The organism is Halococcoides cellulosivorans (genome assembly GCF_003058365.1).
Classification (GTDB): domain Archaea; phylum Halobacteriota; class Halobacteria; order Halobacteriales; family Haloarculaceae; genus Halococcoides; species Halococcoides cellulosivorans.
In genome coordinates this window covers 946419-959339 of record NZ_CP028858.1, presented here as the reverse complement: position 1 = coordinate 959339, position 12921 = coordinate 946419, and the positions used below count along the sequence as shown (strand labels likewise).

General features: G+C 66.5%; 11 protein-coding genes. 3 read left to right on the top strand and 8 right to left on the bottom strand.

Going from position 1 to position 12921, the window contains the following annotated elements:
- Window positions 1-274: 274 nt before the first annotated feature.
- The 3 genes from HARCEL1_RS04590 (at window position 275) to HARCEL1_RS04580 (ending at window position 2442) form a co-directional block, all read left to right on the top strand.
- Window positions 275-535, top strand: coding sequence for a hypothetical protein (locus HARCEL1_RS04590; protein WP_108381404.1), 261 nt, complete (start codon window positions 275-277; stop codon window positions 533-535).
- Window positions 536-605: 70 nt separating this feature from the next.
- A complete protein-coding gene (locus HARCEL1_RS04585; RefSeq protein ID WP_108381403.1) occupies window positions 606-1517 on the top strand; it encodes an ABC transporter ATP-binding protein in 912 nt (303 codons plus the stop codon).
- The gene (locus HARCEL1_RS04580) at window positions 1507-2442 is read left to right on the top strand and encodes an ABC transporter permease (protein ID WP_108381402.1); all 936 of its coding nucleotides are present in this window, start codon (window positions 1507-1509) and stop codon (window positions 2440-2442) included. Before HARCEL1_RS04585 ends, HARCEL1_RS04580 begins: the two co-directional genes overlap by 11 nt.
- Before the next feature lie 64 nt (window positions 2443-2506).
- Here HARCEL1_RS04580 and ligA read toward each other — a convergent pair whose 3' ends face one another.
- From ligA to HARCEL1_RS04540, 8 genes are read right to left on the bottom strand one after another with little or no spacing between them, the layout of a single operon-like run.
- A complete protein-coding gene (ligA, locus tag HARCEL1_RS04575; protein ID WP_108381401.1) occupies window positions 2507-4591 on the bottom strand; it encodes an NAD-dependent DNA ligase LigA in 2085 nt (694 codons plus the stop codon).
- On the bottom strand, window positions 4588-5550 hold the full coding sequence (gene cruF / locus HARCEL1_RS04570) for a bisanhydrobacterioruberin hydratase (RefSeq protein WP_108381400.1): 963 nt from the start codon (window positions 5548-5550) through the stop codon (window positions 4588-4590). Before cruF ends, ligA begins: the two co-directional genes overlap by 4 nt.
- 40 nt (window positions 5551-5590) lie before the next feature.
- Window positions 5591-6499 (bottom strand): prenyltransferase, encoded by a 909-nt coding sequence (locus HARCEL1_RS04565; RefSeq protein WP_108384081.1) that lies wholly within the window; start codon window positions 6497-6499, stop codon window positions 5591-5593.
- Window positions 6496-7995: a phytoene desaturase family protein gene (locus tag HARCEL1_RS04560; protein ID WP_108381399.1), complete on the bottom strand. Its 1500-nt coding sequence runs from the start codon at window positions 7993-7995 to the stop codon at window positions 6496-6498. Before HARCEL1_RS04560 ends, HARCEL1_RS04565 begins: the two co-directional genes overlap by 4 nt.
- A gap of 45 nt (window positions 7996-8040) precedes the next feature.
- Window positions 8041-8271, bottom strand: a complete 231-nt coding sequence (locus HARCEL1_RS04555) for a hypothetical protein (protein ID WP_108381398.1) — start codon at window positions 8269-8271, stop codon at window positions 8041-8043.
- Window positions 8268-9809, bottom strand: a complete 1542-nt coding sequence (locus HARCEL1_RS04550; RefSeq protein ID WP_108381397.1) for a TrkH family potassium uptake protein — start codon at window positions 9807-9809, stop codon at window positions 8268-8270. The genes HARCEL1_RS04555 and HARCEL1_RS04550 overlap by 4 nt, the downstream gene beginning before the upstream one ends.
- Before the next feature lie 36 nt (window positions 9810-9845).
- A complete protein-coding gene (locus tag HARCEL1_RS04545) occupies window positions 9846-10532 on the bottom strand; it encodes a potassium channel family protein (protein ID WP_108381396.1) in 687 nt (228 codons plus the stop codon).
- Window positions 10533-10535: 3 nt separating this feature from the next.
- The gene (locus HARCEL1_RS04540; protein WP_108381395.1) at window positions 10536-12896 is read right to left on the bottom strand and encodes an amino acid permease; all 2361 of its coding nucleotides are present in this window, start codon (window positions 12894-12896) and stop codon (window positions 10536-10538) included.
- Window positions 12897-12921 lie beyond the last annotated feature (25 nt).

The following is a 12921-nucleotide window of genomic DNA, read 5'->3' as shown; positions in this document are numbered from 1 at the left end:
CCGTCGCGGCGGCCCGGGCGGTTCGAACACCTTGTTGCCAACGGTGACCGGCACCGACAGGTCGACATCGGCAGTACTCTCGTTCCTCACGGTGAAGGTACCGCAGACTCGACCGACCACGCTCTCGTCTTCGATCACTGGAATTCCCTCTGCCGACCTATCGAGTACCGTCCTGTTGATCCTTTCGGGCAGTCCGAATCGACCGCCAAACTGGTCCGACCGATCGGACCGCCTCGACCGCGGGAGTTTTGATCGGGGCCACCCTCGCGGCGGTATGAGCGAGGCCGTCCGGTGCTGGCTGGTCGAACGGGACTACTACGACGAAGACCTCATCACGCTCGTCTACGCCACCCTCGACGGTCGGCGACAGCTCACCCAGCAGAAATCGGCGACGCTGTTGCGCCAACAGTCGATCACCGCCGCCAAATCGGTCGATTCCGATCGGCTCGAACCCGTCTCGGACGGCGATCGGGACCGCTACGCGTCGGAGGCCGAGCGGATGGCCGACCGCCACGACCCCGACGACGAGGTCTGACAGGCGAACGCGGACGAAACGGGGAGCCCGGATCAGGAGCATTGAAGTGTCGGGCCCCGAAGGACCGCGCATGGCGGTCATCGACATCGACGGGCTTTCGAAGGAGTACGGGTCCGTGACGGCCCTGAACGGCATCGATTTGACGGTCGAATCGGGGGAGGTGTTCGGCTTTCTCGGGCCCAACGGCGCGGGGAAGTCGACGACGATCAACATCTTGCTGGATTTCGTCCGGCCGACGGCGGGGTCGGCCCAGGTGTTCGGGATGGACGCCCAGCGAGAGAGCCAGCAGATCCGACGACGGACTGGCGTCCTCCCGGAGGGCTATCAGGTGTACGAACGGCTCACCGGACGCGAACACGTCGAATTCGTCGCTGACTCGAAAGACGTCAGTGCCGACCCGGCGACGGTCCTCGGCCGTGTCGGCCTGGACGACGCCATCGACCGACAGGCCGGTGGCTACTCGAAGGGGATGCGCCAGCGGATGGCGCTCGGAATGGCACTCGTCGGCGACCCCGACCTCCTGATTCTGGACGAACCGTCGGCAGGGCTCGACCCGACCGGCGTCAAAGAGATCCGCGACGTGGTGAACGAAGAGGCCGCCTCTGGCACGACAGTGTTCTTTTCGAGTCACATCCTGAGTCAGGTCGAGGCGGTCTGTGACCGCGTCGCGATCCTCAACGAGGGGACCATCGCCGCGACCGACACGATCGACGGATTGCGCGAGACGAGCGGGAAGCAAGGCCAGATGACCGTCACCGGACGGGGACTCGACGACGCGGCGGTCGCCGCGGTCGAAGCGGTCGACGGCGTGACCGACGTGGTTCTCGACGACGCCCTGGAGTGTACGGTCGAGCCGACGGCGAAAATCGACGTGCTGGAAGCGCTGACCGCGAACGGCGTCGAAGTCGACGACATCGAGACGGGCGAATCGTCACTCGAAGATCTGTTCATGCACTACACGGAGGCCACCCATGGAAATTGAACTGCCGACGAAGAACGCACTGGTCGTCGCTCGCAAGGACTTTCGTGACGCCATGCGATCACGCCTGATCATCGCACTGGGCGTCCTGTTCGTGGTGGGCGAGTCACTGGCGGGCATCGTCGAGGTCGAAATCATTGGGAAAGTGTTGTTCGGGTCGGCCCCGGCAGCCCCCGAACTCACCCGATCGATCGCGAGTCACGCCGTCCTCTTCATCGCGTTCGTGACGATATTGGTCGCCTATCGGTCGATCGCGGGCGAGCGAGCCTCGGGAAGCATCAAATTCCTGCTCTCGACGCCGAACACCCGGATGGACGTGCTCGTGGGGAAGGTCCTCGGTCGGTGGTCGGTCATCGCGTTGCCCCTGACCGTCGGGTACACCGTCGGAACGGCCGTCGGGTGGATCTGGATCGGAGAGACCGCGCTGTCGGCCTATCTCATCGGGCTGTTCGGGATCACCGTCTTCGCGCTCACCTACGTCTGTATCGTCGTCGCACTCTCGGCGTCGATGCGATCGACCACCCGAATCGTCGCGGCAGCGATGGCCCTCTTCGTCGTCTTCCATTTCGCCTGGGAGTACATCCCTGCGAGTGCGTACATCACGATCGAGTTCCTCCTGAAAGGTGACGAAGCGAGTGCGAGTAGCCTGATCAGCACGACCTGGCCCGCCTGGACGGTCGTCTTCGACGCGCTCTCGCCAGCGCGGGCGCTCGACATGACGTTGAATCTCATGACGGACGAGCCACTGAGTCCGCCCCTGCCGCTGTTCATGAACTTCTTCATCAGTCTGTTCGGTGGGCTGATCGGCAGTCCGGAGGTCGAAGACGTCTGGTACGCCACGAACTGGCTCGGTCCGATCTCGTTGATCCTCTGGAGTGGCCTCTCGCTGATCGCAGGCTACCTCCGCTTCGACGCCGCCGACCTCTAATCGATCGCGATCGGCCTCCTCTGGCCTCGATCGGCCGTCAGTCAGGCTTCGATCCGGTTTTCAGTCAGGCTTCGATCGGCACGTCGACACCGCGCTCGCGACACAGATCCGCGAACGCCTCGGGATCGAGCGTCGGAACGCCGTTCTCGTCGGCGGCCTCGCGTTTGCGCTGGCCGGGATTCTCACCGACGACCAGGTAGTCGGTGTTTCCGGACACGCTCGACGTGACCCGACCGCCCTGCGCTTCGACGACGGCCTGGACGTCCGATCGAGCGGCTCCGGGCAGCGATCCCGTGAACACGAGCGTCTCGCCTTCGAACGCCGCCCCCGTCGAATCGGGCGGTTCGGGATCGACGTGATCGAGCAGGCGATCGAGCGTCTCACGGGTCGCCTCGGTCTGAAAGAACGTCACGATCGAGTCAGCAACTTCAGGGCCGACGTCGTCGACGGCCTCCAGGGCGGCCCGATCGCCCGACTCGGCGGCCTCGCGCAGCGCTGCGATCGTCTCGAACTCGCGAGCGAGATTCCGCGCGGTGGTCGGCCCCACGTCGGGGATCGTGAGCGCCGCGAGCAGGTCCGCGAGCGGCGGCTCGCGACTCGCCTCGATCTCCTCGATCAGCGTGCCCGCGCTCCGCTGGCCCCAGCCCTCCAGCGTCGTCAACTCGAACGGCGAGAGATCGTACAGATCGGGCAGCGACTCGATCAGGCCCGCGTCCAGCAGTTGGGCGACCGACTCCTCGCCTAACCCCTCGATATCGAGGCCGTCCCGACTCCCGTAGTGAACGATCGCCTCTTCGAGTTGCGCGGGACAGGCCAGCCCCGCCGGACAAAAAGCGAGCGGCCCGTCGCGCTCGACTGGGGTACCACACGATGGGCAGGTCTCGGGGAACGCGTAGTGGCCCTCACTCGCCGCATCGGTGACTCGTTCGACGTACGGGATGACGTCGCCCGCGCGCAAGACCTCGACCTCGTCACCGACCGCGACACCGAGCGACTCGATCTCGCTTGGGTTGTGCAACGTCGCTCGCGAGACGGTCACGCCCGAGACCTCGACCGGGTCGAGCAACGCGACCGGGGTAAGTCGGCCCGTCCGGCCGACCTGGACGAGGATGTCCCGAACCCGCGTGCGCTCGGTGCGGGCGGGGAACTTGTAGGCAAACGCCCAGCGCGGGGCCCGCGCGGTCGTCCCCAGTCGATCGCACGCGTCCAGGTCGTCGACTTTGATGACGACGCCGTCGATCTCGTAGGGGAGAGCGTCGCGCTCTGCGAGGAGGGCGTCACGATACTCGATCGCGGCGTCGATCGAATCGACGGTGGCCCACCGATCGGAGACCCGCAGGCCCCACCCGGGCAGGCGCTCGTGGATCGCGCTGATGGTCGCGAACTCCTGGCTCGCATCGAGCACGTCGAAAAAGAACACGTCGAGCGGCCGGTCCGCGACGACGCTCGGGTCGAGTTGACGGATCGTCCCGGCGGTCGCGTTCCGGGGGTTCGCGAACGGGTCCTCGCCGCGGTCGATCCGCTCGCGATTCAACTGTGTGAACCCCTCGCGTGGCATGTAGAGTTCGCCCCGGACGGCGAGTCGATCGGGGTGATCGCCACGCAGACGCAGAGGGATCGATCCGACGGTGCGGACGTTCGCGGTCACGTCGTCGCCCGCATCGCCGTCGCCACGGGTCACCGCGCGGTCGAGTCGCCCGTCTTCGTAGACCACCTCGATCGAGATGCCGTCGAATTTCGGTTCACAGCAGTACCGGACCGCCTCGCCGTCGAGGCCCCGGCGCACCCGATCCGCGAACTCGCGGACCGCGCTCGCGTCGCCCGACTGGTCGATCGAGCGCATCGGCGCGACGTGCTCGACGGTCGGGAGGTCGTCGACCGGGTCGCCACCGACGCGCTGGGTGGGGCTGTCGGTCCGGTCGAGATCGAACGCCGCTTCGAGGGCCTCCAGGCGCGCGAACAGGCGATCGTACGTGCGATCCGCGATCACGGGATCCGCCAGGACGTAGTAGCGATGATCGTGATACCGGATCGCGTCGCGCAACGCGGCCGCCTGGTCGCGGGCATCGGCCTCGGACAGTTCGTCGACGGGATCGAAGTCGGTCGGTGGATCCTCGACGAACGGGGTGTCGGGGGGGTCGGCTGTCATTGGCGACTGTCGCGCGCGCTCGCCCTTTGTTCGTTCGATGCGACGGACTCGCCCGTACTCGCGGCGTCGGTCGGCGTCGGATCGGCCCCCACCAGCGGGACCGTCTCACGGATATCGAAATCGAATCGATCGGTCCAGAGGAGTCCGACGCCGAACGCCCCCGCGACGGCGACTGCGATCCAGTTGCCGAACCAGGCGTTGATCGCGCCCCAGAGGATCACGAAGCTCACCAGGTCGTCGAGCATGAACCCCGTCGATTCCAGCCGATCGAGCAGGTCGGTCCTGGAAAACCCCAGATCGAAGGCGAGCACGCCGACCGACGCGCTGAGCACCCAGCCCGCGTAGTTCGAGAGTGGAACGCCGTAGAACAGCGTCCCGACGAGCGCACCCCAGAGCCCGCCGGTCGTCGACGACCCGTAGGCCCAAAATCCCAGTCCGACCGCGCCGGGATCGAGGACGACGTCCATCGCGAGGACGGTCAGGACGACCGCGGGCAGGCGAATCCAGGCGCGACCGGCCCGCCGCCCGAGCAGGAGGACGGCCAGCAGGTAGGCGTTGAGGACGAGCGGGAAGAAAAAGATCGGCAGCGCGGCGGGGACGGTCCCCGCGATCATCGGGCCAAGGTCGATGGTGTACTCGAAGGGACCGTAGGGCAGGCCCGTCAGCACGCCGACGAACTCGATCGCGTAGGTGTAGGCCGTGAGCGCGAGCACCGCGGCCGTCCCGCGTCGGTCGAGGAGCGGGAGGACCCCCGCGATCAGTGGCAAGCGCATGACCGCCGTCCCGACGACGAGCAACCATGGGTTGAATGCCAGCGCGGGGTGGACCGCGCCCAGCCACCCCTCCGCGCTCGCGACGAGCATGACTGCGCCGACGGCGGGAAACGTGATCGCGATGGTGAAGCGGTTGGCCGCGACCCCCCGATCGAGGGCCCGCTCGACGCGACGTCGGTCGATCATGGGCACGCTCGGAGGGGGAGCCACACGGTCGTTTCGATGCTCACGCTATGACCTCGAACAGGACGGCCGGATCGATCACGTGGGTGAGTGCGGCCATCGTCAGGAGAGCCCCGACGACGGTGTTGAGTGCCGGAAACCACCAGTACGCCCGCTCGATGGCGACGTGCGAGCGGACGACCCCGAGGAGTGCGACCGGATAGACGGCCATCAGGGCCCCGACGAGCGGGTGGAGCACGGCGAACGCGGCCGCGGCGACGACCCAGCACAGGCCACAGTAGGCGACGGCCCCGCGCTCACCGAGACGCGTCGCCGTGGTCGCGATCCCGGCCTGTCGATCGGCGTCGGCGTCGGGAATTGCCGAGAAGGTGTGCATCGCCATCGTCCAGGCCCACCCACCGACGATCGCCACCCATGGCGGGAGCGACCCTGCGACGGCGAGATAGGCCAGCACGCCCGGGAGGATGTACAGTCCGTTCGACAGCGAGTCGAGCAGCGGCGTGGTCTTGAATCGGAGCGGTGGCGCGCTGTACTCTACCGCGAGGACGACGAACAGCGCGAGCGCGGCCCACCCCGTCGGCCCGACGACCACGGCGAGCGGGACGGCGAGCAGGCCCGCGAGGACGACGGCGACGAGGACCCACCGATCGCCCGTGTACCGGACTTCCGGCCCGTCAGCGTCTTTCTTGGGATTCTCGGCGTCGATGTCGGCGTCGAAGACGTCGTTGACGCCGTACAGGAAGACGTTCGCGGGCACCAGAAAGTATGCGAACAGCGCGATCGCGGCCGGCGAGAACAGGTCGGCGGCTGATTCCGCGGCGGCGGCCACGCCGATCACGACCGGGCCCGCGAGGTAGAGCCAGAAGCGCGGGCGCGAGAGCGCGAACAGATACGCGATCCGGTCGCGCAACGCGTGGCGGGCGGTCGCGCCTGTCGGGTCGGCAGCGCTCATCGCCACCGATCGAGTGCGGCCTGCGCGGCGTGTTCACCGCTGATCAGACACATCGGGACGCCGACGCCGGGCGTGGTGTACCCGCCCGCATAGTAGAGGTCCTCGACCGCTGACGACCGGTTATCGGGCCGGAGCGGCCCGGTCTGGCGACGCGTGTGCGCCAGCCCCATCGCCGTGCCCTGGGTCGCGTTGTACCGCTCGGTAAACTCCGAGAGACAGAAGTCTTCCTCGACGACGATCCGATCGCGCAGATCGATATCGGCGTGGGTCGCGATGTCGTCGAGGATCATCTCGCGATACTGCTCGCGGATCTCGGGGGTATCGTCGAGTCCGGCGGCGATCGGGACGAGCGCGAACAGGTTGGAGTGACCCTCGGGCGCGACGCTGTCGTCGCTTTTCGAGGGGACACAGAGGTAGTACGCTGGCTCCTCGGGCCAGGCGGGATCGTCGAACAGCGCCTCGAAGTGGTCGTCCCAGTCGGTCGGCATGATCAGGGTGTGATGGGCCAACTCGGGCGTCGCGCCCTCGACGCCGAGATAGAGGACATAGGAGGATGGCGCATACGTTCGAGACTCCCAGTAGGCCTCGTCGTACTGGCGATCCGCAGGGTCGAGCAACTCGCGCTCGACGTGGGCGTAGTCGGCGTTGACGACGACCGCGTCGGCGGCGACGCTCCGATCGGCAGTCTGGACGGTGAGGCCCCCCTCGGTGTCGATCGCAGTGACCTCCTGGTCGGTCTCGATCGTGACGCCCAGTTCGCCCGCGAGGTCGGTGACCGCGTCGACGACCGCACCGATCCCGCCGGGGCCCCCGTCGACTGGCTGTGGATAATAGACGCCGAGATCGAAGTCGACGTGGCTGATCATGCTGTAGATCGCCGGGGCCCGCGACGGCGCGACCCCCAGGAAGGTGAGGGTGTACTGCATGATCTGTCTGAGCTTCTGGTGTTCGAACGTCGACTCGACGTAGCTGTCCATCGAGCGAAAGAGTTGCAAGCCGAGACTCAGCGTGCCCATCAACTCGGGGTCGAGCCAGTCCCGCCAGGTCGGGCGATCCACGTAGATGATCGACTCCATGCTCTGCTCGTAGTGCTGTTTCGCCGTGTCGAGATACGCATCCAGCGCGTCGCCCGCGCCGTCCTCGTACGACTCGAAGAGTGCGTGATTCGCGGCCCGATCGGGACGGAGTTCCAGCCGATCGCCGTCGGTGAAAAACACTCGGTAGTTGGGGTCGAGCTGATCGAGCGTGTAATAGTCCGTGGGTTCGCGCCCGAACGCTGCGAAAAAGCGCTCGTACACCCCTGGCATCATGTACCACGATGGGCCCATATCGAAGACGAACCCCTCGCGGTCGAGGCGACTGGCGCGCCCGCCGACCTGGTCGTTCTTTTCGAGCAGGGTGACCTCCACGCCCGCGTCAGCGAGATAGCAGGCCGCCGAGAGCCCGCCGAATCCACCGCCGACGACGACGGCCGATCGATCACGTGTCTGTGACATACCGTCGTCATCGGCGGCCGACCACAAATAGCCCGGCCCAGCACGCTACCGATCGGGCGATCGGGCCTCGACCGCCCGGTAACCGATGCCGGCGAGAAACGCCACGATGTACCCGGCCGCGAGGACTCGTGTGACGACGATGTCGCCCACCAGCCAGTTCGTGAGCGCGAGGATCGCGATTACGACCGGGCCGGCGACGAGGAGCGCGTCGAAGATCGGGTCTCGCGACCCCGCTTCGACGATGTCCCGGATCACCGGCCAGTCGGCCAGCCTCACGCGTACCACCCCTTGTGGCTGATGAGCGCCCGGAGCGCGACGAGCACGGGGATGATCTCCAGTCGCCCGATCAGCATGTGCCCGAGGAACGCGACTTTGCCGACCGTCGGCAGCGACTCTGGCCCGGTGATCCCCGCCGAGAGGCCGACGTTGCCCTGGGCGCTCGCCACCTCGAAGACGACGTTCGCCAGAGAGTACTCCCCGGGCAGGATCACCAACAGTACGAACGTGCCGAGGATCAGAAAGCTCACCCAGAGAACGGCGATGATCGCCGCCTCGGTGAACTCCTGGCTCGCTTCCTCCTCGTCCAGCCGTCGGTCACCGATGTCGAGGCGTCGGACGGCCGAGTCGGGGAAGAACACGTCGGCGATCCGGAAGCGGATCCCTTTCAAGAGCGTGAGTGCGCGGATGATCTTGATCCCACCGACGGTCGACCCCGCCGCGCCACCGATCACCATCCCGCCGGTGACCATCAACTGGGACTCGGCGGGCCACCGACCGAGCGCGACGTTCGTCGCGTCGACGGCGGTCTGAAAGCCCGTACAGGTCGCCGCGGAGACGAACTGGAAGGTGCCGTACCGGACCGCCGCGGCGAGCGTCTCGTAGGGGCCCGTCAGGGACAGAAAGGCGATCAGGAGTGCCGACCCGCCGCCCATGTAGAGGAACACCCAGCGCGTCTGAAGATCGGCGTAAAAGTTCCGCAGATCGCCGCGGAGCATGAGATAGTGCACCGGGAAGGCGATCGATCCCGCGATCATGATCGGGATCAGCGCGGCGTCGATGGCGACGCTGTCGTAGGTCGCGATCGAGTTGTCCGTGATCGAGAACCCACCCGTCGCCAGCCCGGTCATCGCGTGGTTGATCGCGCCCCAGAGTGGCATGCCCGCGAGCCAGAGCGTCACGATCGAGACGAACGTAAACAGGATGAAGATCCACCAGATCGTCCGCACCGTGGAGACGATACTCGGGTGGATCTTCTCCGAGCGGGCCTCGCTTTCGTACAGCGTGAGCGACCCACTGCCAGGACGCGCGAGAATCGCCGTCGTCAACACGATCACGCCGACGCCACCGATCCACTCGGTGAACGTGCGCCACCACTGCAGCGTCCGGGGGAGCACCGCTTCGTCGTCGGTCATCGTCAGGCCCGTCCCGGTGAACCCGCTGGTGGACTCGAAGATCGCGTTCAGCGGATCGGTAAACGCCGCGAGCGTCGGAGTGATCTCGGGGGCGCCCGGCAGTCCCAGACTCGCGGCCCACGCCACGACGAGGAAGGGGACCGATCCGAACAGGCCCACGAGCGCCCACCCCGTCGCGGCGACCACCATGCCGTGCAGGCGCGAGGGCGAGGCGGCGTCGGCGTACCGATGGTAGAGGACGTACCCGACGGTGAACGGGACGAGCGCCGAGACGGCGAAGGCTGCCACGCCGAACCACTCTCCGAAGACGATCGGGACGAGCACGGAGACCGCCATCGCGCCACCGAGCGCTTCGAGGATGCGCCCGACGTCGCGGGCGATCGTCGCGGTCGATCCGCTCATGGCCCAGCCCTCGGCGGTCGAACCAGCCCCACGCGATCAGTCGGTCGTGTCCTCATAGTGCCCAAAGATGTCGGTGATTGCGGGGTCGGCCCCGACACCGGAGTAGACCGTCAACAGGTCGCCAGCGTGGATCGTGGTCTCCCCACGCGGGGTGATCGGGTCGCTCGCGCCCTCGCGCTCGATCGCGACGACGAGCACGTCATCGGAGAGCAGGCCCTCGCGATCCGTCTCTTCGAGGCTCATCCCGGCGATCGGAGCCGACTCGGTGACGGTGATTTCGAACACTTCGGCAGTGTCACCGATACGCATGTAATCGACGATGGCGGGGCGAGCGACCGCCCGGTAGAGGTACTCGGCGATGAGTTCCTGGGGATTCTCCATCGTGTTGACGCCGATGCGATCGAACAGGTTCATGTGCTCGGGGTCGTGGACGACCGAGAGGATCGCGGGCACCTCGTACTCGGTCGCCAACAGACAGACCATCACGTTCGTCGCGTCGCGATCGGTCGTCGAGACGAGCGCGTCCGCCCGGTCGATGCCCGCGTCGTCGAGCGTGCCGTTGGTCGTCGCGTCGGCTTCGAGGACGAGACAGTCGAACCGGTCGGCCGCGCGATCCGCGCGTTCGGAGTCTTTCTCGATGACGACGACCTCGTTGCCCGACTTCGTCGCGATGTTTATCAACGGTGTCCCGATGTCGCCCGCGCCGACGATGATGATGTACATGGATTAGCCCTCCAGTCGCCGTGCGATTGCAGACCGGATCGACATCGGTGATTCTTCCGATCCGCGCGCGATGACGACGGTCTCGGCGCGCTCGCTGGCGAGGCGTTCGGGCAGTGACCCAAAGAGCGCCTGCGAGACCGCGCTCTCGCGAGTCGCACCGACACAGATCGCGTCGTACTCGCCGACCGCGTCGTCGATCGCAGTTTCCGTGTCCTCGTCGACGACGACGCGCGTTTCGGTCGGGACCGCCGGGATGTCGGCCTCCGCGAGACAGTCGTCGATGAGCGCTTCGCCCGCCGCGACCGGTTCGGCCGCATCGTCGCCCGGCGCCTGGACGTTGAGCAAGGTCAGCGAGGCGTCCTCGGTCGCGGCGACGTACTCGGCGGCGCGTCGAACGGCCACCGGGGTGTGTGGCCCCTGGCCCACGAGGACGACCACGTCGTTTTGGGGGTCGGGGCCCTCTTTGACGAGCGTCACGTCACACGAGGCCTGCCCGACGATCGGGTCGATCGTCGAGCCGAGCACGTGGTCGCGCCGACTGCGTTTTCCGGACCAACCCAGCACGACCTGATCGGCGTGTTCGTCTTCGATCACGTCGAGGACGGCCGCCCCGGCGTCGCGACCGACGATCGCCCGCGTGCGGATCCCGACGAACCCGGAGGCGGCGTCGCGCGCGGCGTCGAGCAGTTCGCGCTGGCGCTCGACGCGCTCTTCCTCGAAGGTGACGTCCTGGGACAGCGAGGTCTGCTGGGGCACTTCGATGACGTTGACGGCGACGATTTCTGCGTCACCATCGTGGGCTCTCGCACTCGCGACGGCTTTCTCGATGAGATCGCGTTCGGTCTCAGGGTTCGCGACCGGGACGACCACGCGATAAACGTCGTCGATGTCGGTCGTCTCGCGGGCGTCGGGGGCGATCGCGTCACCGACGAGGCTGATCGAGGGCGCGCGACTGTTGGCATAGGCGACGTACCACCCGATACTGCCGATCACCATCAGGGTCCCGATGGCCCCGACCGGCGTCGGCCCGACGGGATAGCTCGCCTGGATACCCGCGAGATCGATCGTGAACGGCTGGGTGATCGACATCTGGACGAGCACGCCCAGACAGGCAAGCGCACCGACGATCGGCACGATTGGATACAATAGCGACGGCATCGTGAACGACGGCTCGTAGGCCTCGGGGTCCGCCCGTCGAAGCACGACGACCGCGAGGTGGACGAGTGCGTACGTGAGCAGATACATGAAACTCGCCACCTCTGCGAGCGTGCCGATCCCGACACCGATTCCGATAAGCACGAGCATCAGAACGCCGGTCACGCTGATCGCACGATACGGCGTCCGGAAGCGATCGTGGACCTCGTTGAGCCACTCGACGAGGATCTTGTCTCGGCCCATCGCGAAGTTGACCCGCGCAGCCGAAAGGATCGACGCGTTCGCACTCGACACCGTCGCGAGCAGCGCACCGAAGATCATCACGACCCCGCCGATCATCGCGACCAGCCCCGGAGAGAGGAGCGGCAGGCCACCGAGGAGGCCAGGGAGGAACTCTTCGGCGACGATGACGACCGGAATCTCGGATTTCGAGAGCGCCTCGATCGAGAGGGTTCCCGTCGAGACGAACATCACGCCGACGTAGAGAATCGTCGGCGTCACGACCGCCGCGATCATCGCCAGCGGGAGGTTTCGACTCGGGTTTTTGATCTCCTCGGCGCTGGTCGCGATCACCTCGAACCCGATAAAGGAGACGTAGACCGTCCCGATGGTGGCCGCGATCGCCGGCATTTTGGAGGTGGGATCGAACGACTCGATCGTCGGCCCGCTGAGGATGCCGAGGCCGAGAAAGCCGACGATCAGGCCCAGCAGTGTGATGACGATGACGTTCTGGAGCGATCCGGTCTCTTTCACACCGTAGTAGTTCACACCCGTGAGCAACACGGCCATCCCGAGTGCGGCAACGGTCTTGCCGACGCCAGTCATGGCGGCAAGAAATTCGACGTGTGGCGTCAACAGCGGGAGGAGATACTGCCCGAATCCGAGCATGTAAAAGGCACTCGCGAACGTCAACCCAGCCCACATCCCCCAGCCGACGATACTGCCGAAAAAGGAGCCGAGCGCGCGATTGACGTAGTAGTAACTCCCGCCGGCTTTGGGCATCCCCGTCGCGAGTTCCGACAGCGAGAGGGCGGCCATCAGCGAGATCAACCCACCCAAGGCAAAGGAAATCATGCTCTCGGGGCCTGCCGCCTCCGCGGCGATCGATGGGAGGACGAAAATCCCGGCCCCGATCATCGTCCCGAGACCGATCGTGTAGGCTTCGAGGAGGCCGAGGTCCCGGGCGAGTTCCTGATCGGCCTCGCTCATCGGTCGCTCACCCTCGTTCGAGTCG